Here is a 21,300-nt window from a genome sequence, read left to right as displayed (position 1 = left end):
CCGCCTCCCCGCTCCTTGTCCGCAGGGCGCGCCCTCCCGGCCGGAGCGATCCCGGCCGGTGAGCCTTCGATTTGTCGTCTAAATATAAGGAACGATCCGGACCCACGACACGAAGGAGAACAAGTGATGAAGGATTTCACCGTTCTGGCCGGGCGTCTGCTGCTCGCGCTGATCTTCATCCTCAGCGGCTGGGGGAAGATCAAAGGCTACGCCGGCAGCCAGCAGTACATGGAATCGATGGGCGTGAGCGGTGCGCTGTTGCCGCTGGTGATTTTCGCCGAACTGGGCGGCGGCCTCGCGATTGCGTTCGGCCTGCTGACGAGGCTCGCCGCGGTCGGGCTGGCCGTGTTCTGCCTGCTCGCCGCAGTGTTCTTCCACACCGATTTCTCGAACCCGATGCAGTTCATCTCGTTCATGAAGAACCTCGCGATCGCCGGCGGTTTCTTCGTCCTGAGCGCCCACGGGCCCGGCGCGTTCAGCATCGACGCGTGGCGGCAGCGGCGGACCTAGAACGCGAACCGGTCCTGTCCTCGTTCCGATCGCCGACAAGCTGAAAAGGCTCGACCATGTGGGACATCGACGCGCTGCTTCTCGCCCGCATCCAGTTCGGCTTCACGATCTCGTTTCACATCATCTTTCCGGCGATCACGATCGGGCTCGCCAGCTACCTGGTCGTGCTCGAAGGCCAGTGGCTGCGCACCGGGCGCGAAGTGTTCCGCGACCTGTACCATTTCTGGTCGAAAATCTTCGCCGTCAACTTCGCCATGGGCGTCGTCTCGGGCATTGTCATGGCGTACCAGTTCGGCACCAACTGGAGCTACTTTTCCGATTTCGCCGGCGGCGTCACCGGGCCGCTGCTGGCCTACGAAGTCCTGACGGCGTTCTTCCTCGAGGCCGGCTTTCTCGGCGTCATGCTGTTCGGCTGGACGCGCGTCGGCCCCGGCCTGCATTTCCTGGCGACGGTGATGGTCGCGGCCGGCACGCTGTTGTCGGCGACGTGGATCCTCGCGTCGAACAGCTGGATGCAGACGCCAGCGGGCTACGGAATCGTCGACGGGCGCGTCGTGCCGACGGACTGGATCGCGGTGATCCTGAACCCGTCGTTTCCATATCGCCTCGTCCACATGGGCATCGCGGCTTTCCTCGCGACCGCGCTGATCGTCGGCGCCTCCGGCGCATGGCACCTGCTGCGCGGCCGCGATAGCCCGGCAATCCGCAAGATGCTGTCGATGGCGATGTGGATGCTGCTTTTCGTCGCGCCGCTGCAGGCGGTGGTCGGCGATTTCCACGGCCTCAACACGCTCGAGCACCAGCCGGCGAAACTCGCCGCGATGGAAGGGCACTGGGAGAACAAGCCCGGCGAAGGCGTGCCGCTGACCTTGTTCGGCTGGCCGGACATGGAGCGCGAGGAAACGCGCTTCGCGCTCGATATCCCGCGTCTCGGCAGCCTGATCCTGACGCATTCGTGGGATGGCCAGTTTCCCGGGCTGAAGGAGTTCCCGCGCGAGGACCGGCCGAATTCGACGGTCGTGTTCTGGTCGTTCCGCATCATGGTGGGGCTGGGATTCCTGATGATCGCGCTCGGCCTGTGGGCGCTGTGGGCGCGCTGGCGCGGCGAGCTGTTCCGCTCGCGCGTACTGCTGCGATTCGCGCAGTGGATGGGACCGACCGGCCTCGTCGCGATGCTCGCCGGCTGGTTCACGACTGAAATCGGCCGACAGCCGTGGCTCGTGTACAACGTGATGCGCACCGCCGACGGCGTGTCGTCGCACGGCGCAGGGCAGCTCGCGACGACGCTCGCGCTCTTCGTCGTCGTCTATTTCGTCGTCTTCGGCGCGGGAACCGTCTATCTGCTGCGCCTCATCGGGCACGGACCGGTGACGCACGAAGGGACGGAGCCCGTGCCCGGCGGGCCGGGCCGGCAGCGCACTCCGGCACGACCGCTGTCGGCAGCCCCGGATGCGACCGACGACCTCGCCACCACGCGCAGCGGAGGCTGAACGACATGGGCATCGATCTTCCGCTGGTGTGGGCCGTGATCATCCTGTTCGGCGTGATGATGTACGTCGTGATGGACGGCTTCGACCTCGGCATTGGCCTGCTGTACCCGTTCTTCGCCGACCGCACCGACCGCGACGTGATGATGAACACCGTCGCGCCGGTATGGGACGGCAACGAGACCTGGCTCGTGCTCGGTGGCGCCGGGTTGCTCGCCGCGTTCCCGCTCGCGTACGCGGTGGTGCTGAGCGCGTTCTACCTGCCGCTGATCCTGATGCTGCTCGGCCTGATCTTTCGCGGCGTTGCGTTCGAGTTCCGCTTCAAGGCGGACGATGCGCACCGCCACCTGTGGGACAAGGCGTTCATCGGCGGCTCGCTCGCGGCGACTTTCTTCCAGGGCGTCACGCTCGGCGGCTACATACAGGGCATCGAGGTCGTCGATCGCGCTTACGCGGGCGGCGCGTTCGACTGGCTCGCGCCCTTCCCGCTCTTCGTTGGTGCCGGCCTCGTCGTGACCTACGCGCTGCTCGGCAGCACGTGGCTGATCGTCAAGACGCAAGGGCCGCTGCAAGCACGGATGATCGCGATCGCGCGGCCACTGACGTGGATTCTGCTGGCCGTGATCATCGCGATCAGCGTATGGACACCGCTCGCCCGCGAGGACATCGCGCAGCGCTGGTTCACGTGGCCGCACCTGCTGTGGTTCGCTCCGGTGCCGATCCTCGTCGCGCTGACGGCGTGGCAGCTGCTGCAGCGGCTGCGCCGCGCGCCCGACATCGCGCCTTTCGTGCTGACGCTGTTTCTCGTGTTCCTCGGCTACAGCGGGCTCGGCATCAGCCTGTGGCCGAACATCGTCCCGCCCGGGATCACGATCTGGGAAGCGGCCGCCCCGCCACAGAGCATGGGGTTCACGCTCGTCGGCGCGCTGCTGATCATCCCGCTGATCCTGATGTACACCGCGTGGGGCTATTACGTGTTCCGCGGCAAGGTGGACGAAACGCAGGGCTACCACTGATGCGCGAACCGGTCGAGGCGCGAGCGGCCGCGACGCCGGCGCGTGGATGGCTCAGGCGCATCGGCTGGCTCGTGTTGATCTGGGCCGTCAGCGTCGCCGTGGTCATGGTCGTCGCCGCGGTACTGCGCGTCGTGATGCGCTCGGTGGGGCTCGCGCCGTAGTCGGATCGGCCACGTCCGGCGCATCACGGGCCCGGACAGCCAATCAGCTCAGACGGAAGACCGGCACGAGCCAGCCTGTGACGACCCCGGTGTGGTTGCGAATCTCGTCGCGGCGCCATTGCAGCAGGCGTCGTATATCGGACGGCAGCAGCCCGAGTTGCTCGAGTGCCGCATACGTTGCGATTCGCACTGCCCGCGCCCCGCCGTCCGAAATCTTGACTGCGATGCCGATGCCGCGGCTGGCGATACCGAGCGCCTGCACCCCTTCGGCACCGCCCTTCGCAACCCAGTCGCCCGGCGCAGCCTGCATCAGCGCCAGATCGTCGCGCCGTTCGCCGGACACCATTTCGGGATGAGCGATCATCGCCCTGAAAAGCACACCGAAGTCGGCCGCGACGTCACTGTCGCCAGCCGGCGCCGCAAGCCGTGCATAGGCCCGGGCGAGCTGCGCGAGGGCCAACGCGTAATTCGGCGCACCGCAGCCGTCCGTCCCTGCAACCAGTTCACCCTCGCTGCAGTCGAGCAGGCTGGCCAACGTTCGCCGCACCGCGCGCTGCAACGGGTGATCCGGGTCGAGATAGGTCTCGCTCGGCTCGTCATGCAGGCGGCACCACGCGAGGAAGCCGGCGTGCTTGCCGGAGCAGTTGTGATGTAGCGGGGTCGGCACCAGATCGGGCGGCACCGGGATTCCGGTCGCAGCGTAAAAAATCGGGGGATGCGAACCGCACTGCAGGTCGCGCTCGCTGCAGCCGATCCGCGCGAGCATGTCCGAAACGGCCGCGACATGCCGGGGTTCGGCCGAGTGGCTCGCGCACATCAGCGCAACGTGCTCGGTCGAGAACCCGAAGCGCTGCGGACCGCCGTCGGCAACGAAGGGGAGCGCCTGGAACGGCTTGAGCGTCGAGCGCGTGAAGACGGGGAAATCGGCATCGCCCGCCCCGCACAGGAGCCCGCCGTCCGCGCCCGCGACGGCGATCGACCCGTAATGAACCGATTCGACGGCGTTGCCGCGCGTCGCGACGACGAGCGGCACATGGCGCGGAAGACACATCGTTGCGTTCATTCATGCCGTCCTGTTTCGGACGACTCCCCGCGCTCGACAACGCCGGGCAGCGGCGACGTCGGCCGCGGGAATCTTCCTTTCAGCGCGTCGACGCCGGCCTGCGGGCGGGCGAGCGGTTGCAGTTCGGCGCGTTCGCGACGTTTCGCGGCGCTATCGACCTCGAGTCGCCGGTCGCGCTGCTCCACGAGCCCGGGCTGCGCTTCGCCGTCGCGGTTGAAGGACCACGCAAGCCGCGGCGGTCCCAGCGGCAGGCTGTCGCCCGCGCCGCTGTGCGTGCCGGTGTTCCATACGTGCCACGTCTTGCCGTAGCTGTTCATCTTGCCCTTCATCAGGGCCTTCTCGGCGGCCTCGGGGATGCCGGGCGCCATCAGCTGGCCGGAAAGGATTTCGCCGTTGTGCGGATGCCACAGCGGCTTTTCATCGTCGGGCAGCGTCTCGAACAGCTTCGCCGAGATGATGTATTCGACGCCGTTGAGGTTCGCGCCCGTTTCGTTGCCGTCGAACAGCACGCACTGCGCGAAATCCTCGTTTACCTGGTGGCAGAAATGATGCGCCTCCATCTGGTGTTCGGGATCGTCCTTGAGGGGATGAAAACCGGACAGATGGATATCCATCGGCGCCAGCGGCGAATTGCCCTGCAACATCCGCGCGCCCGCTTCGAGCACCGTCGTTTTCGCGGATTTCTCCTCGCCGGGAGGTTCCGGGGAGGGTTCGGCAGCGCCGGCCGGTACGACCAGCGGGACGAAGCCGCCTGCGACGAACAAGGCGAGGCTGCGGCGAAGCATTCGGCGGAAGGACATCGGGGTCTCCTGCAACGGTCCGGACGCGGCGCGCACCGAAGGCTGGAATTGCCGACACGCACGAGCTTGCCGTTCGCCGGCAAGCCGCGTTCCCGGCTGAAACCGTCGATTGGCGCCGATGCGTCTGCCGTTCAGGCCGGGGCACGAGACGCGGCCGCGATGTCCCGCAAATCGACGACTTTCGCACCGCGCATCGCCTTCACGAGGATGCGGTACGCGTCCAGTTCGAAACTCGGCCGCCCCGCCTCGAGGAGCGCGTGCAACTCGACTTCCGACGACGCGGTTCCGAGGTAACACCAGCTGTCGACGACGTGCATTGCGTCGCCCTCGCGGATGCCCACCGGACCCGGATAGGGCCAGTGCTCGACCCGCAGGTCGTGCAGCGCGAGCATCAGGCGGGCGCCGTGCAGTCGGCGCGACTCGCCCCCTGCGCACGCGCCCTTGCAGCGGTGCAGCTGGTGCGTGAAGCAGCGGCCGTCGCCCGCGGGCTTCTCCAGGCCGAGCAGCGGCGGACACAGCTGCTGCTCGGCCGCGATCTTGCGCAGCGCCTCGATCGCCGCGCGGCGCGTGCGGAACAGGCCGTAGAGGTGCTCCTGGCGGCCGAAATCGAGGTCGCTCGCATGGACCAGCTCCGGCCGCCAGCCGCCGTCGGCTTGCGGCTGGAGCTCCCAGCTGCACAGTTCGCGGCTGCGGCGCAGCTTGCGGTTCATCGTCGGCAGCAGCGACTTGATCAGTTCGGCTTCCTTCAGCAACGCGCCGATCTCGCCCGCGGTGACGATCCAGTCGATGCGGCGCACCTGCTGCGAAAGCGTCATCTCCCGGCTGTTGCGGTGATCGGCACCGAAATGCGCCAGCACACGCGTGCGCAAGTGCTTGCTTTTGCCGATGTAGAGCGGCAGGTCGTTTTCGCCGTAGAAAAGATAGACGCCCGGCGCATCGGGTATCGCGTCGATCACGTCGAAGTCGAGATGCGGCGGCAGCGCCGGACGGCCGAGGAGTTCGCGCAGCATCGGCTCGAGGTGCGCTGCGCCGAACTGCCGATGCACACGCTGCCAGAATTGCCACAGTGCCTGGGCATCGCCGAGCGCCCGATGCTGCGCTTCGACTTCCAGCCCGTGTCGCGCGATCAGCGCATCGAGGTTGTGTCGCCGCTCCTGCGGATAGAGGCGGCGCGACAGCCGCACGGTGCACAGCACTTTCGGCCGGAAATCGACGCCGAGTCGCCGGAACGCCGCGCGGATGAAGCCGTGGTCGAAGCGCGCGTTGTGCGCGACGAAAACCCGCTCATGCAGCCGGTCGAAGACCGTTTCGGCGAGTTCGGCGAAAGTCGGCGCGTCCGCGACCATGTGGTTCGAGATGCCGGTCATCCTTTCGATGTAATCGGGGATGCGGCTGTCGGGCCGCACGAGGCTCGACCACTCCCGCACCCCGTCCTCGCCGATCTCGATGATCGCGATTTCGGTGATCGAGTCGTGCGACGCGGTGGTGCCGGTGGTTTCGATGTCGACGAACGCAAGGCCTGCGGGGCGCAGAAAGTCGGGGATCAGGCAGGTAGGCGGATCGAACACGGTTTCCCGGTCCTCGTGGAGGGTTCGCAGCAGTTGGCCAGCCAAGTTCAGCCCCGGCCGAGGCGACGGTACAGCGTGCTGCGGCTGATGCCGAGCGCGCGCGCGGCCGCGCTGGCGTTGCCGCCATGACGGGCGAGCGCCGCCTGCAGTGCGGCGTCGCCCCCGGCTTGCGGTGCGGCATCGTCACGCAGCGTGTCGGGCAGATGGGTCGGCGTCAGTAGCGTGCCGTCGTCGACGAGCGCGAGCAGCGTGCACAGCAGGTTGTCCAGCTGCCTGAGGTTGCCTGGCCACGGGTAGCGGCGGACGAAAGCGGCCAGCTCCGGCGACAGCGTGATGCCGCGCTGCGCGCCGCCGTGATCGGCCAGCAACGCCGCGGCGATCTGCGCGACATCGCCGCGCTCGCGCAGCGGCGGCAGCCGCAGCGGGTAATGACCAAGCCGGTAGTAGAGATCGGCCCGAAAGCGCCCGCCAGCGACTTCGTGGGCGAGGTCGCGGTGGGTCGCGGCGACGATGCGCACATCGATTCGTTGGCCGGCACCGCCCCCGAGCGGCTGCACGACCCGCTCCTGCAGCACCCGCAGCAAGCGCGCCTGCAGGCTCGCCGGCATGTCGCCGATCTCGTCGAGAAACAGCACGCCGCCGTCGGCCTCGCGCAGCCGGCCTTTGCTGCCCTGGCGGCGCGCGCCGGTGAAGGCGCCCTCCTCGTAACCGAACAGCTCCGATTCGATCAGCCCTTCGGGAATCGCCGCGCAGTTGACCGCGACGAGCGGGCGGCCGCGGCGACTGCAGCCGGCATGCAACGCCTGCACGAAGCGCTCCTTGCCGACGCCGGTCTCGCCGAGCAGCAGCACCGGGATGTCGGCGTCGAGCAGGCGGCGCGCGGTGTCGAGCAGGCCCGCCGGCAAACCGACGCCGAGCATGCCGGTCGCCGCGTTCGCCGACCCTGCGGATGGCGTTTCCCGACTTCTTCCGGACGATTCTCGTCGGGGAACGGCCAGTTCGGCCGGCGGCCGCGCGAGCAGCAGCCGCGCCGACAGCACGCCGCCCGCGTGGCGCAGCGATGCGACATGCGTGTCGTGACGGCTGAGCCAGTGTTCCAGACTCTGGCCGCACAGGTCGACGAAACGGCTGCGGCCGAGCGCCGTCCGGTCCAGCCCGAGCGACGCGAGAGCGACGCGGTTGGCCGCGCGCAGCACGCCCTCGTCGTCGAAGCCCAGCCGACCGCAGCGCGGCGTCGCGAGCAGCGCCGGCTCGGACGCGAGCCGCAGCTCGTGCAGCCGCGCAGTCTGCCGGTCGAACAGCCGCTGCTCGATATGGCGCACCGCCGCTTCGACCTGCAGCCGATGCGCGTCGTGCAGCCGGCGCGGTTGGCCGGAGACGTCGATCACGCCGAGAAGCTGCCCCTGCGGGTCGTGGATCGCCTGCGCTGTGCACGACAGCTGCCGGTTACGCTCGAGGAAATGCTCTCCACCACGCACGGTCGCCGCACCGCCCAGCACGAGCGCGGTACCGATCGCGTTCGTCCCGCGCACGTCCTCGCGCCAGTCCATGCCGGGCATCAGCGCGACGCGTTCGGCGCGATCGAGGAAGTCGGGGTGGCCCATCTCGTCGAGGATCAGCCCGCTGCGGTCGGCGACGATCAGGACGTGGCCGTCGTCGAGCACGCTGTCGAACAGCGCGTCGATCGTCGGTCGCGCGAGCTGCAGCCAGTCGGCGTTCTCGTCGCGCCGGTCCGACAGCTCGGACTCGGTGAGCCGCGACGGCGGCCGCCAGCGGCCGACGTCGAGCCCGAGCCCCTGACAGCGGCGCCATGAGCGCAGGATCGATTCAGGCACGCTGCACGGCGGCAGATCGGCGCCGTCGAGAAAGCGGCGGCGGGCTTCGGTCAGGGAAAGCGGCGTCACGGGGGGCCTCGTCCAGGCTGTCTCGCGACAGGTGTCCCGGGCTGCGACACCTCCACGAAAGTCATAGGCGCGATTATGCGCGGCTTGGGCGCCGAAAAAAGCGGCGAATTTCGCCCGCCTTTTTTGCGGTGCAATATCGCTGCCTCACAAGCCCTGCTGCGCAAGAAACCTCTCATGCTGCATTGCACGATGCGTGCTAGCTGGCACGTTCCGTGCGTTGTGTCCTGTGCATCCGCAGCGATGCGTCCAATACAGGAGGAGCACGATGAACAAGCTTGACCCCGCCCGCTACGGCCTGAACCTGAAAGGCCGCTACGGCAACTACATCGGCGGCCAGTGGCTGCCGCCGGTCGCCGGGCGCCACTTCGACAACATCACCCCGATCACCGGCAAGCCGCTCTGCGAGATTCCGCGCTCCGACGAGCAGGACGTCGAGCTCGCGCTCGATGCCGCGCACAAGGCCAAGGCCGCGTGGGGCCGGACGAGCGCCGCCGAGCGCGCAGGGGTGCTGAACCGCATCGCCGACCGCATGGAAGCGAACCTCGAGACGCTCGCGCAGGTCGAGACCTGGGACAACGGCAAGCCGATCCGCGAGACGCGCGCGGCCGATATCCCGCTCGCAATCGACCACTTCCGCTACTTCGCCGCATGCGTGCGCGCGCAGGAAGGCAGCCTCGGCGAGATCGACCACACCACGGTCGCGTACCACTTCCACGAGCCGCTCGGCGTCGTCGGCCAGATCATCCCGTGGAACTTCCCGCTGCTGATGGCGGCGTGGAAGCTCGCGCCGGCGCTCGCCGCCGGCAACTGCGTGGTGCTCAAGCCGGCCGAGCAGACGCCGCTGTCGATCCTCGTGTTCGCGGAACTGGTCGGCGATCTGCTGCCGCCGGGCGTGCTCAACATCGTCAACGGCTTCGGCGTCGAGGCAGGCAAGCCGCTCGCGTCGAGCAAGCGGATTGCGAAGATCGCCTTCACCGGCGAAACCGGCACCGGCCGGCTGATCATGGGCTACGCGAGCCAGAACCTGATTCCGGTGACGCTCGAGCTCGGCGGCAAGTCGCCGAACATCTTCTTCGACGATGTCGCAGCGCAGGACGACGCGTTCTTCGACAAGGCGATCGAAGGCTTCGTGATGTTCGCGCTGAACCAGGGCGAAGTGTGCACCTGCCCGAGCCGCGCGCTGATTCATGAATCGATCTACGAGCGCTTCATCGAGCGCGCATTGAAACGCGTCGCCGAGATCCGCCAGGGCAACCCGCTCGATCCGGCCACGATGATCGGCGCTCAGGCCTCGCGCGAGCAGATGGACAAGATCCAGAGCTACCTCGCGATTGGGCGCGACGAAGGTGCCGAGCTACTCGCCGGCGGCGAGCGTGCGCACCTCGACGGCGAGCTCGAAGGCGGCTTCTACATCCAACCGACGGTGTTCCGCGGCCACAACAAGATGCGCATCTTCCAGGAGGAGATTTTCGGCCCGGTGGTGTCGGTGACGACGTTCAAGGACCGCGACGAGGCGCTCGCGATCGCGAACGACACGCCGTTCGGGCTCGGCGCCGGCGTATGGACGCGCAACATCAACACCGCGTTCCACATGGGCCGCCACATCGAAGCCGGCCGCGTATGGACGAACTGCTACCACGCCTACCCGGCGCACGCAGCGTTCGGCGGCTACAAGCAGTCGGGCATGGGCCGCGAGACGCACAAGATGATGCTCGATCACTACCAGCAGACGAAGAACCTGCTCGTGAGCTACAGCGAAGACAAGCTCGGCTTCTTCTGAGCGCAATTCAAATCACGACAACGGGGCGCAAAGCCCTTTCAATTTCATTCTCATTCCCGCATCCAAAGGAAATCGAACCATGAGCACGACGACTTTCTTCATCCCCCCGGTCAACCTGATGGGCGCCGGCTGCCTCGCCGACGCGATGGCCGCGATCCGCAGTTACGGCTTTCGCCACGCGCTGATCGTCACCGACGCCGGCCTCGCCCGTGCCGGGGTCGCCGACAAGGTCGCGGCCCTCCTCGCCGAGCAGGACATCCAGGCGACGGTGTTCGACGGCGCGAAGCCGAATCCGACCGTCGGCAACGTCGAGGCCGGCCTCGCGCTGCTGCGCGACAAGCAGTGCGACTGCGTGATCTCGCTCGGCGGCGGCTCGCCGCACGACTGCGCGAAAGGCATCGCGCTCGTCGCCACCAACGGCGGGCGGATCGGCGACTACGAAGGGGTCGACCGCTCGGCCAAGCCGCAGCTGCCGCTCGTCGCGATCAACACGACCGCCGGCACCGCGAGCGAGATGACGCGCTTTTGCATCATCACCGACGAAGCGCGCCACATCAAAATGGCGATCGTCGACCGCAACGTCACGCCGATCCTGTCGGTCAACGACCCGACGCTGATGGTCGCGAAGCCCGCCGCGCTGACTGCCGCGACCGGTATGGACGCGCTGACGCACGCGGTCGAAGCCTACGTGTCGACCGCGGCGACGCCAATCACCGACGCGTGCGCACTGAAGGCGGTAACGCTGATCGCGGCGAACCTGCGCCGCGCGGTCGCCGACGGCAACGACCTCGACGCGCGCGAGCAGATGGCCTATGCGCAGTTCCTCGCCGGCATGGCGTTCAACAACGCATCGCTCGGCTATGTGCACGCGATGGCACATCAGCTCGGCGGGTTCTATGACCTGCCGCACGGCGTGTGCAACGCGGTGCTGCTGCCGCACGTCGAGGCGTTCAACGCGAGCTTTTCGGCCACGCGCCTTGCAGACGTCGCGCGCGCGATGGGCGCCGACGTCGATGCGCTCGACGACGCCGCGGCGGCAGAAGGTTGTCTTGCCGCGATCCGCCGACTCGCTGCCGATGTCGGCATCCCGGCCGGGCTGACGCAGCTCGGCGTCAAAGCGGAAGACATCCCGACGCTCGCCGCAAACGCGCTGAATGATGCCTGCGGCCTGACGAACCCGCGCCCGGCCACGCAGGCCGACATCGAGGCGATCTTCCGCGGCGCGCTGTAACGGCGAAAGGACGAAAGGCGGCGGCCTGGCCGTCTTCTCGTCGTCCCGACCGGGGGCGGCCGCATCGGCCTCCCCCTTCGCGTCTCGAAGCCGTACGGCGAGAACGCGATCAGGCGGATTCTCGAGTCGCCCTGAGCCGCAGCCGCAGTACGCGCCTCAACGCGGCCGCAGCTGGATCGCCTTGTACTCGAGGAATTCCTCGAGCCCGTACACCCCGTTCTCGCGCCCAAGGCCCGACTGGCGGTAGCCGCCGAACGGCGCGAGCGGATTCCACGGCGCGCCATTGACATCGACCTGGCCGGTGCGGATGCGACGCGCGACCGCGAGCGCATGTTCGTCGGTGCCGGCCCACACGCTGCCGGCGAGGCCGTAGATCGAATCGTTCGCCAGCAAGATCGCATCCTCGTCGCCGTCGTGCGGCACGATCACGAGCACCGGGCCGAAGATCTCCTCCTGCGCGACCGTCGCTTTCGGGTCCTCGACGACGAGCACCGTTGGCGCGACGAAGAAACCGGCGCCCGCAGGCGCCGCGTCGACGCCACCACACGCGAGGCGCGCGCCTTCGTCGAGGCCGCGGCGGATGTAGCCGACGACGCGGTCGCGCTGCGCCTGCGACACCAGCGGCCCGAGGCGGCTGCCTTCGGCGAGCGCCGGGCCGACCTTGAACGACGATGCGGCGGCTGCCGCGAGCGTCGCCGCCTCGTCGACTTTCGCCCGCGGCACGATCATCCGCGTATGCGCCGAGCACGTCTGCCCGGAGTTCAGCAGGCAGTTCGACACCGTGCCCTTGACCGCCGCAGCGAGATCCGCGTCGTCGAGCACGATCGCTGCTGACTTGCCGCCGAGTTCGAGCGCGACCTTCTTCACCGTTGCCGCGGCCAGCTCGGCGACGCGCCGCCCGGCGTGCGTCGAGCCGGTGAAAGACACCATGTCGACGCGCGGGTCCGACGCGAGCACTTCGCCGACGACCGGGCCATAGCCGGTGACGAGGTTGAAGACGCCGGCCGGTAGCCCCGCTGCCTCGATGATCTCGGCGAGGATGAACGCGTTGATCGGCGCGACTTCGGACGGCTTCAGCACGACGGTGCAGCCGGCGGCGAGCGCCGGCGCGACTTTCAGCGTGATCTGGTTGAGCGGGAAGTTCCACGGCGTGATCGCGCCGACGACGCCGACCGGCTCGCGCACGACGAGCGAATTGCCGACGCGCGCTTCCCATTCGAACTCGCGCGCGAGCTTCGCGTAGTGCTGCCAACTCCACAGCGGGCCGCCGACCTGGATGCGCGATGCCATTTTCAGCGGCATGCCCACTTCGTGCGCGATCGCATCCGCGAGTTCGTCGCTGCGCGCCTGGAAGCCGGCGGCGATGCGTTCGAGGTATTGCGCGCGTTCGGCCGGGGACGTGCGCGACCACGAATCGAACGCGCCACGCGCCGCGGCGATCGCCGCTTCGGCGTCCGCCGGCACGCCTTCGGGGATGCGGGCGTAGACCGACGCGTCGCTCGGGTCGATGACGTCGATGAAGCCGCCGCCTTGCGCAGCGACCCAGCGGCCGTCGATGAAAAGCTTGTCGCGTACCAGAGTCATGGAGCAGTCCTCGACTGGAAGGAAAACCCGTCGACCATAGCAACCCGGTAACGTTGCACGCCGGGGCCGCAACAGGGGATTACGAGCTGCGTGCCGGCACCGCTCAGTGCTCCTTGCCGTCGATCCGCGCCTGCAGCAGGAAAGGCGTGTAGCGCCACGCGAGAAGGCCGAAGCAGGCCGCCCAGCACAGCGCGGACAGGTCGATCCACAGCTCGTAGCGGGCGGGGTCGAGTTGCGTCAGCACGATGCGCAGCACGAAGCCCGCGAGCATGATCCATAGCGCAAGCTTGTCGGCCGGCTCGAACACCACTTTGCGTCCGGTGTGGCCTTTCGAGATGCGTACCAGCATTGCCGGGATCACCAGCCCCATCGTGCCGAACGTGAACACATGCAGCGCCAGCGCGCCGATCCATGGCGGCGCAGCCCAGATGTCGAGCGCGGCGAGCAGCAACTGGGCGATGATCGCGAGATAGCCCAGGTACATGACCGCGAGGTCGAGCCGGCGCAGCCCGAGCTGCGGCTTCCAGAACACGAAGCGGATTGCCAAGAGCAGCGCCAGCACGCACGAGAGCGTCGCCGCGAGCGACGGCGGCATGAGGCCGGCGAGCGCGAGCGACACCGCGAGCAGCTTGATCGCGGTGTCGAGCAGCGGATGGCGCAACAGCTCGACCTGGAAAATGCCTTTCATGAACTGCGTCAGCGTGCGCTCCATCATCACGAGGAACGCGACGCGGAACAGCCCGAGCGCCATCAGCCAGCCGGCGCGAAAGTCCTCCGGACTCAGGATCAGGTACTTCGCCAGCAGGAAAGCGGGCAGGATCAGCAGAAAGAAGTAGTTGTCGCGGCGAAAGCTGTCGGTCGCGCGATGCCGGAGGAGCGTCCACAGCAGCATCGCGACGATCGCGACGAGGAACGCGACGTTGGACAGCGCGAACAGCGCGGGCGGCCAGCTTCCGCCGAAAAACATGCCGATCCGCTCAAACAACCACAACGCCACCAGCAGCATCAGCGCCGGTCCGTGATGGCCGCGGATCTGGACCCAATTTTTCGACGCCGTGAGCAGGAAGCCGCCGATGACCGCCCAGCCGAAGCCGAAGAACATCTCGTGCGCGTGCCATTGCAGCCCGGAAAAGCGCTGCGACGGCAGCGCCGCGTGATTGGCGAAGATCGCCGCCCATGCCAGCGGAAACACGATGCCGGACAGGCAGGCGAGGATGAAGAAAGGTCGGAACCCGACCAGCCATACGGGGTGCGTGGAGAATTTCATGCTCAGCGTCTGGTGGCGTGGCGCTTGTGCGGACAGGAATGGACGGAAAGTGCGAAACCGCGCGGATCATAACCCGTGATCGCGGCGCGGCGCGCGGGGGAATACACTTTATCGCCGCCGCGCTGACCCGCTGCCGCCCGCAAGCGGGCTGAAACGATACGGAGAAACCTGAATGCCCCGATTCGCTGCGAACCTGACGATGCTGTTCGACGAGCTCGACTTCCTCGACCGCTTCGGCGCGGCGGCGCAGGCTGGCTTCAGGGGCGTCGAGTTCCAATTTCCGTATGCGCTGCCGAAGGAGGCGATCGCCGAGCGGCTCGACCGCGCCGGTCTCGTGCAAGTGCTGCACAACCTGCCTGCGGGCGACTGGGAGCACGGCGAGCGCGGCATCGCGTGTCACCCCGAGCGCATCGGCGAGTTCCAGGACGGAGTCGGATGCGCGATCGAGTACGCGCAGGCGCTCGGTTCCAAGCAGCTCAACTGCCTCGCCGGGATCGCGCCGCACGGAGTCGATCCCGACACGCTGCACAAGACTTTCGTCGCCAACCTGCGCTTTGCCGCAGGCAAGCTGGGCGAAGCCGGCATCCGCCTGCTGATCGAGCCGGTCAACACCTGGGACATCCCGGGCTTCTATCTGAACCGTACCGCGCAGGCGGCTGAACTCATCGAAGCGGTCGACTCGGACAACCTCTTCATCCAGTACGACATCTACCACGCGCAACGCATGGAAGGCGAGCTCGGCAACACGATCGCGCGCTTTCTGCCGAAGATCGCGCACATGCAGCTCGCGGATACGCCGGGGCGCAACGAGCCCGGCACGGGCGAAATCAATTTCGCCTGGCTGTTCGCCCACATCGACCGCCTCGGCTACGACGGCTGGATCGGTTGCGAATACCGCCCCGCCGCGGGCACCACGAACGGACTCGGCTGGATCGACGCGTTGGTGGGCCGCGAACGTCCAAGACCGATGAAGACGACAACCGGCCTCTCCCGACCGGCAAGGAAAGCACGATGACCTGCGCTGCGCACACTGCTGCTCGCGAAATCCTGCAGAACATGTTCGCCGCCGCTGTCGCTTCCGCGCAGCCCGGGCGCTGCGTTCCACCCCACCTGCCGGCGCCGCCGCAAGGGCGCACGATCGTCATCGGCGCCGGCAAGGCGTCAGCGGCGATGGCGCAGGCGCTCGAGCGCCACTGGCCGGGCGAGCTGTCGGGGCTGGTCGTCACGCGTTACGGCCATGCGATACCGTGCGAGCGCATCGAGATCGTCGAAGCCGCGCATCCGGTGCCCGACGGCGCAGGACTCGCCGCCGCGCTTCGCATGCTCGAACTCGTGCACGGCCTCGACGCGGACGACCTCGTGATCTGCCTGATCTCGGGCGGCGGCTCGGCGCTGCTGCCGCTGCCGGCGCACGGCCTCAGCCTCGACGACAAGCAGGCGATCAGCCGCGCGCTGCTCAGGTCCGGCGCGACGATCGCGGAGATGAATTGCGTGCGCCGCCACCTTTCGGCGATCAAGGGCGGACGGCTCGCAGCCGCCTGCCATCCCGCGCGCGTCGTGAATCTGCTGATTTCGGATGTCCCGGGCGACGATCCGGCGAACATCGCATCGGGCCCGACGGTCGGCGATGCGACGACTTGCGCCGACGCGCTCGGGATCACGCGCCGCTACCATATCGAGCTGCCGGGTGCAGCACGCGAGCTGCTCGAAAGCGGCGCGGGCGAGACGGTCAAGCCGGACGACGTGCGACTCGAGCGCGTTTCGACGACGCTCGTCGCGACGCCGCAGCTCGCGCTGCAGGCTGCGGCAAGCATCGCCCTGGGCGCCGGCTACACGCCCGTGCTGCTCGGCGACAGCATCGAAGGCGAAGCGCGCGACGTCGGCAAGGTCATGGCGGGCATCGCGCGTCAGGTGCGCCGCCACGGCCAGCCGATCGCGCCGCCGTGCGTGCTGCTGTCGGGCGGCGAGACGACGGTGACAGTGCGCGGCAACGGTCGCGGCGGCCGCAATGTCGAATTCCTGCTGGCACTCGCGCTTGCGCTCGATGGCGACCCCGGCGTGCATGCGCTCGCCGGCGACACGGACGGCGTCGACGGGCAGGAGGAGATTGCCGGCGCGTTCGTCTCGCCGGACACGCTGGCGCGCGCCCGGTCGCTCGGCATCACGCCGCGCGACCGGCTCGATGACAATGACGCTCACGGCTTCTTCGAGGCCCTCGGCGACGCGCTCGTGACCGGTCCCACTCTGACCAACGTCAACGATTTCCGTGCAATCCTGGTGCTCTGACCCGCACACTCGAAACGAAGGAGACAGCCAATGAAGGACATCAAGGCACTGACGCTCGACGACGTCAAACGTATCGCCGCGGCGGCCGAAGCCGAAGCCGTCGCGAACGGCTGGGCGGTGAGCATCGCCGTGTGCGACGCGGGCGGTCATCCGCTGTGGCTGCAGCGCATGGACGCCGCGCCGCTGATGAGCGCCGTCGTCGCTCCCGAAAAAGCCCGCACCTGCGTGATGACCGGCAAGCCGAGCAAAGCTTTCGAAGACATGGTCAACAGCGGCCGCTACGCCGCGCTCGCGATGCCGGTCGTGCCGCTCGAAGGCGGCGAGCCGATCGTCATCGACGGCAACGTGATCGGCGCAGTCGGGGTGTCCGGCGTCAAGGCCGGCGAGGACGCGCAAGTCGCCCGCGCGGGGCTTGCGGCGATCGCCGCGGATCTCGCGGAGCCGGCACGCGGCGCAGTGCGGGTGCAAAAGGCGTGACGCTCGCCAGGACCCTGTGTTACACCGCTGGCAATGCGTCCAACCCCTTCCCGCTTCCGGAGATTCGCCGATGAAAACTCTCACCCGCCTGCTCTGCCTTGCCGCGCTCTGCGCCGCCGCGACCGCGTGCAGCAAGGTCACCGTCGAAAACTACGACAAGATCAGGGTCGGGATGACGTACGACGAGGTCAAGCAGCTGCTCGGCGCGCCGAATCGGTGCAGCGACGTGATGACGGTGAAAAGCTGCACGTGGGGCGACGAGAAGCGGCACGTGCAGGTGAGCTTCGTCGCCGACCAGGTGGTGCTGTTCAGCTCCGAGAACCTGCGCTAGCGGCGCGCGCCTGCAGCTGCCGGCCCCGCAACGCGATGGCGCTGATCAGGCCGAGCGCGACGGCGATGCACAGCATGCCGAAAGATTCGGGTCCGCTCGGGCGCTCGCCGAGTTCGATCCAGCCGCTCAGCACGCCGACGGCCGGAATCGCGAGCGACGACAGGCCGGCAAGACCTGCCGGCATGCGGTCGAGAATAAAGAGCCACATCAGCCACGCGAGCCCGGTCGCCAGCAGGCCGTTGTAGATCAGCGCGGCGATGAAATACGGCGTCAGGCGCGGCGGCTCGGACGGCAGCCACCACGCGATGATGCACAGCACCAGCGAACCCAGCAGCATCTGCCACGCCGTCAGCGACAGCAGGTCGACCGGGGTGCTTGCGCGCAGCCGCTTGAGCACGATCGCGCTCGCTGCCCAGGCGACGCTGCCGAGCAGCGCCAGCATCGTGCTGAAGAGATCCCCTTGCGGTTTGGACGGGTCGAGGATGAAGACGAGGCCGACCAGCGCCAGCGCGACGGCGACCCACTGCAGGCCGCGCACCCGTTCGCCGAGAAACACCCACGCCATCGGCAGCAACCAGAACGGCATCGCATAGACGAGCACTGCCGTCTTGCCGGCACCGCCGCTGACGAGCGCCCACTGGATCAGCGCCGTGAATGCCGTCGTCTGCAGCAGGCCGAGCAGCAGCGTCGGGCCGAGAGCAACCGGCCGCAGCGGCTGGCGCCGCAACGCGAGCACCGCGAACAGCGCCAGCGCACCGAACAGCGTGCGGACCGCCGAGAAGTCGAACGGATCGGCATAGCGCATGACGTTCTTCATGACGACCCAGTTGTAGCCCCAGATCAGCGACAGCAGCACGAGGATCCCGGCCGCCAGTTTGAGTTCGAGATTCTTTTTCATTGTCCGCCCTGTTGGAACTTGCGCCCGCCGGCCCGTGAGCGCACGAGCGCCTCGCGATCGCACATCGAGGCACCGCGACGAGGCGCGTCGCACCGTAATTGTGCATCCGACTTGCCGACCTGCACCACGAGCGGGATCCCGACGGTGCGCCGCAGTGCAAGATATTTACAAGACATTGAAAGATAACGAATGATTTTTTGGGCGTGCTCTTTGCTTGGTGGATCGGATTTTGCATTGGAGCCTGTTCATGGAGCAGTTCAACCCCCCGGCCGACGTCCTCTTCGTGCTGCTCGGCGCCATCATGGTGCTCGCGATGCATGCGGGATTCGCCTTCCTCGAAGTCGGCACGGTGCGCAAGAAGAACCAGGTGAACGCGCTGGTGAAGATCATCAGCGATTTCGCGATGTCCTCGATCGCGTATTTCATCGTTGGCTACTCGCTCGCCTACGGCAGCGATTTTTTCGTCGGTGCCGACCGGCTCGTCGCCGACTCGGGTTATGAACTGGTCAAGTTCTTCTTCCTGCTCACTTTCGCCGCGGCCATTCCGGCGATCATCTCCGGCGGCATCGCGGAGCGCGCGCGCTTCGGGCCGCAGCTGATCGCGACATTCGTCATCGTCGGCTTTCTCTACCCGTTCTTCGAAGGTGTCGTCTGGAACGGCAACTTCGGTTTCCAGAGCTGGCTCGAAGCCGCGTTCGGCGCGAAGTTCCACGACTTCGCCGGCAGCGTCGTCGTGCACGCTTTCGGCGGCTGGGTCGCGCTGCCGGCCGTGCTGCTGCTCGGCGCGCGTCGCGGACGCTACCACAAGAACGGCGCGATCTCGGCGCATCCACCGTCGAGCATCCCGTTCCTCGCGCTCGGCGCGTGGATCCTGACCGTCGGCTGGTTCGGCTTCAACGTCATGAGCGCGCAGCGGCTCGACGCCGTCAATGGGCTCGTCGCGATCAACTCGCTGATGGCGATGGTCGGCGGCACGCTTGCGGCGCTTGCCGCCGGGCGCAACGACCCGGGCTTCGTGCATAACGGCCCGCTCGCGGGACTGGTCGCAGTGTGCGCCGGCTCGGACCTGATGCACCCTGCCGGCGCGCTGGCAGTCGGCGCGGTCGCTGGCGGCCTGTTCGTGTTCCTGTTCACGGTCGCGCAGAACCGCTGGAAGATCGACGACGTGCTCGGCGTGTGGCCGCTGCACGGTCTGTGCGGCGCGTGGGGCGGCCTCGCGGCCGGAATCTTCGGTTCGACCGCGCTCGGCGGCCTCGGCGGCGTCAGCTTCGCGGCGCAGGCAATCGGAACGCTCGCCGGCATCGTCGTCGCGCTCGCCGGCGGCACGGTGGTCTATGGCGCGATCAAGGCGACGATGGGGCTGCGGCTCGACCCCGAACAGGAATTCGCCGGCGCCGACCTGTCGCTGCACAGGATCTCGGCGACCGCGGAGCGCGAAACGTCGTGGTGAGCGGCCATGGTCGCAGGAAGCAGGTCATGCCGATTCGTTCCGCCACGAGTCCCCCGGCATGATCCGCTTCATGAACTCATCAAAGAGCGGGACGGTGAAGGCCGTATCTCCATGCGACGGGCTCCAGACCATACCCTTGCTGATGATCTTCCCTCGTGTGGGGGCAAGGGCCGAAACCTCCCGGCCAAGGACGGCAGCAATATCGCCGGAGCGGTGCGGCCCCGGCCCCAGTTCGGCCATCGCTCTGAGGTAACGGCGCTCCAGCAGGGTCATGCGGTCGAATCGCACCCGGAAGAAGCTCTCATCAAGGGCAGCGATCGCGACAGTGCTGGCTCGCTCTACATTGGACAGCGTAATCGGGCTGGCATCGGCCAAATCCCAGGCGTGCTTCCCCCATTCCTGAAGAAAGTAGGGATAGCCGCGCGTATGAGCAATGATCGCCTTGACCGCGTCGTCGTCGAACTTGACGCCCAGCGCCTCGGCTGGCGCTTCCAGGGCTTTGCGTGCATCAGCGCTGGCAAGCGGGCCGACCTCCAGGTAATCGAAGAGCCGCTCGGCATAGGATTTGGCACTGCCCGCCCGTTCCCGTAACTGAGGGAGACCGGCGCCGACGAGCATGACCGGCAAGCGCAGTTGGGCACACCGATGCAGCGCAGAAATCAATGCCGCAAATTGCGCTTCGTTGATGTACTGCAGTTCATCGATGAACATTACCACTGCCGTGCCGGCCTCTTTCGCAGCGATCCCGACCTGTTCCAGAAGGGTAGCCAGATCGGTTTCCAGATCGCCGTTATCGGCAAGTCCGGGTTCGGGTTCGTAATCGATGCCGACTTCGATGTCGTGGTATGTGATCCGCAAAGCCTTGGCAAAACCCGCCAGGGCGCTGAGCCCTCGCTTCGCCATGTCCTTTGCTGCTTCGACTCGGCTCAGACGCAACAGCGCGACTCGTAACTGGGGGGCCAGGAGCGCCGGCAATGATCGCCCCTCAGGGGCTTCCATGCGGACGGTCTGCATTCCGTCGGCTTCGGTATCGATACGCATCCGTTCGAGGAGTACGGTTTTACCGACTCCCCGAAGCCCCACCAAGAGGACACTCTTGGCCGGATTGCCGATCCGGATCCGCTGCAGCGCGATTCGCACGATGCGGCGCAACTCGTCTCGGCCAGCCAGCTCTGGCGGCGGAGAGCCGGCTCCTGGGGCGTATGGGTTACGTACGGGATCCACGGTTATACCAACCTTACCAATGTTATCGTCGCAAGATAATATTAGTAAGCTTAGTTGATATCAAGCGCTGGCCATTGAAGGCCGATGAAACTCCTGTGCGAATAGCCAGCAGCGGGTAAGCTCGCGAACCCGCCATGCGATGTTTTCGAGGCGCCGGAAACCGGCGCCCTGCTCCCGTCGGGACCCGGCTGGCCCCACTCAGGTGCAAACTTGTTAGCCCCCGAATTTGTATCGTGTTTATTCCAGAGACAAAAGCAATCATT

General features: G+C 67.3%; 19 protein-coding genes. 11 read left to right on the top strand and 8 right to left on the bottom strand.

Translation table 11 applies throughout. The annotated features are described in order from the left end of the window. Positions 1–126: 126 nt before the first annotated feature. Genes EBN1_RS13080 through EBN1_RS13065 form a run of 4 tightly spaced genes read left to right on the top strand, consistent with a single transcriptional unit; the run spans position 127 to position 3,174 of the window. Positions 127–510, top strand: coding sequence for a DoxX family membrane protein (locus tag EBN1_RS13080; RefSeq protein ID WP_041646348.1), 384 nt, complete (start codon positions 127–129; stop codon positions 508–510). A 56-nt stretch (positions 511–566) separates the two neighbouring features. Then, positions 567–2,000, top strand: coding sequence for a cytochrome ubiquinol oxidase subunit I (locus EBN1_RS13075; RefSeq protein ID WP_011238434.1), 1,434 nt, complete (start codon positions 567–569; stop codon positions 1,998–2,000). A gap of 5 nt (positions 2,001–2,005) precedes the next feature. Continuing rightward, on the top strand, positions 2,006–3,013 hold the full coding sequence (gene cydB, locus EBN1_RS13070) for a cytochrome d ubiquinol oxidase subunit II (RefSeq protein WP_011238433.1): 1,008 nt from the start codon (positions 2,006–2,008) through the stop codon (positions 3,011–3,013). Further along, the gene (locus EBN1_RS13065; RefSeq protein ID WP_083782975.1) at positions 3,013–3,174 is read left to right on the top strand and encodes a DUF2474 family protein; all 162 of its coding nucleotides are present in this window, start codon (positions 3,013–3,015) and stop codon (positions 3,172–3,174) included. The genes cydB and EBN1_RS13065 overlap by 1 nt, the downstream gene beginning before the upstream one ends. A gap of 43 nt (positions 3,175–3,217) precedes the next feature. Here EBN1_RS13065 and EBN1_RS13060 read toward each other — a convergent pair whose 3' ends face one another. The 4 genes from EBN1_RS13060 to EBN1_RS13045 all read right to left on the bottom strand — a co-directional run bounded on the left by EBN1_RS13060 (position 3,218) and on the right by EBN1_RS13045 (position 8,509). Then, a complete protein-coding gene (locus tag EBN1_RS13060; RefSeq protein WP_011238432.1) occupies positions 3,218–4,237 on the bottom strand; it encodes an asparaginase in 1,020 nt (339 codons plus the stop codon). Continuing rightward, complete coding sequence (locus tag EBN1_RS13055; RefSeq protein ID WP_011238431.1) at positions 4,234–5,037, bottom strand: OBAP family protein; 804 nt, start codon at positions 5,035–5,037, stop codon at positions 4,234–4,236. The genes EBN1_RS13060 and EBN1_RS13055 overlap by 4 nt, the downstream gene beginning before the upstream one ends. Before the next feature lie 131 nt (positions 5,038–5,168). Next, a complete protein-coding gene (locus tag EBN1_RS13050; protein ID WP_011238430.1) occupies positions 5,169–6,605 on the bottom strand; it encodes a 3'-5' exonuclease family protein in 1,437 nt (478 codons plus the stop codon). 47 nt (positions 6,606–6,652) lie between these two features. Further along, entirely contained in the window at positions 6,653–8,509 is a 1,857-nt protein-coding gene (locus EBN1_RS13045) for a sigma-54-dependent Fis family transcriptional regulator (protein ID WP_011238429.1), read from the bottom strand. Between the two features lie 265 nt (positions 8,510–8,774). Between EBN1_RS13045 and adh the strand changes: the two genes are divergently transcribed. Both adh and yiaY read left to right on the top strand, forming a co-directional pair. After that, positions 8,775–10,289 (top strand): aldehyde dehydrogenase, encoded by a 1,515-nt coding sequence (gene adh / locus EBN1_RS13040; protein WP_011238428.1) that lies wholly within the window; start codon positions 8,775–8,777, stop codon positions 10,287–10,289. Positions 10,290–10,368: 79 nt separating this feature from the next. Beyond that, the gene (gene yiaY, locus EBN1_RS13035; protein WP_011238427.1) at positions 10,369–11,520 is read left to right on the top strand and encodes an L-threonine dehydrogenase; all 1,152 of its coding nucleotides are present in this window, start codon (positions 10,369–10,371) and stop codon (positions 11,518–11,520) included. Positions 11,521–11,676: 156 nt separating this feature from the next. Here yiaY and EBN1_RS13030 read toward each other — a convergent pair whose 3' ends face one another. Together EBN1_RS13030 and EBN1_RS13025 are read right to left on the bottom strand one after the other, a co-directional pair. Next, positions 11,677–13,104 (bottom strand): aldehyde dehydrogenase family protein, encoded by a 1,428-nt coding sequence (locus EBN1_RS13030; protein WP_011238426.1) that lies wholly within the window; start codon positions 13,102–13,104, stop codon positions 11,677–11,679. 103 nt (positions 13,105–13,207) lie between these two features. Beyond that, on the bottom strand, positions 13,208–14,371 hold the full coding sequence (locus EBN1_RS13025; RefSeq protein ID WP_011238425.1) for an NnrS family protein: 1,164 nt from the start codon (positions 14,369–14,371) through the stop codon (positions 13,208–13,210). 172 nt (positions 14,372–14,543) lie between these two features. Between EBN1_RS13025 and hyi the strand changes: the two genes are divergently transcribed. The 4 genes from hyi (at position 14,544) to EBN1_RS13005 (ending at position 17,465) form a co-directional block, all read left to right on the top strand. Beyond that, positions 14,544–15,386, top strand: a complete 843-nt coding sequence (gene hyi, locus EBN1_RS13020; RefSeq protein ID WP_011238424.1) for a hydroxypyruvate isomerase — start codon at positions 14,544–14,546, stop codon at positions 15,384–15,386. Next, on the top strand, positions 15,383–16,657 hold the full coding sequence (locus EBN1_RS13015; protein WP_011238423.1) for a glycerate kinase type-2 family protein: 1,275 nt from the start codon (positions 15,383–15,385) through the stop codon (positions 16,655–16,657). Before hyi ends, EBN1_RS13015 begins: the two co-directional genes overlap by 4 nt. Positions 16,658–16,687: 30 nt before the next feature. Then, positions 16,688–17,134, top strand: coding sequence for a GlcG/HbpS family heme-binding protein (locus EBN1_RS13010; protein WP_011238422.1), 447 nt, complete (start codon positions 16,688–16,690; stop codon positions 17,132–17,134). Between the two features lie 70 nt (positions 17,135–17,204). Then, positions 17,205–17,465: an outer membrane protein assembly factor BamE gene (locus EBN1_RS13005; protein ID WP_011238421.1), complete on the top strand. Its 261-nt coding sequence runs from the start codon at positions 17,205–17,207 to the stop codon at positions 17,463–17,465. Here EBN1_RS13005 and EBN1_RS13000 read toward each other — a convergent pair. Continuing rightward, entirely contained in the window at positions 17,443–18,363 is a 921-nt protein-coding gene (locus EBN1_RS13000) for a DMT family transporter (RefSeq protein WP_011238420.1), read from the bottom strand. The two genes, EBN1_RS13005 and EBN1_RS13000, sit on opposite strands and share 23 nt — an antisense overlap. 247 nt (positions 18,364–18,610) lie before the next feature. Between EBN1_RS13000 and EBN1_RS12995 the strand changes: the two genes are divergently transcribed. After that, entirely contained in the window at positions 18,611–19,813 is a 1,203-nt protein-coding gene (locus tag EBN1_RS12995; RefSeq protein WP_011238419.1) for an ammonium transporter, read from the top strand. Positions 19,814–19,837: 24 nt separating this feature from the next. Here EBN1_RS12995 and EBN1_RS12990 read toward each other — a convergent pair whose 3' ends face one another. Next, complete coding sequence (locus tag EBN1_RS12990) at positions 19,838–21,037, bottom strand: ATP-binding protein (protein WP_011238418.1); 1,200 nt, start codon at positions 21,035–21,037, stop codon at positions 19,838–19,840. Positions 21,038–21,300 lie beyond the last annotated feature (263 nt).

The organism is Aromatoleum aromaticum EbN1, assembly GCF_000025965.1.
In the GTDB taxonomy this organism is placed as follows: domain Bacteria; phylum Pseudomonadota; class Gammaproteobacteria; order Burkholderiales; family Rhodocyclaceae; genus Aromatoleum; species Aromatoleum aromaticum.
This window is presented reverse-complemented; position numbering and strand designations above follow the sequence as displayed.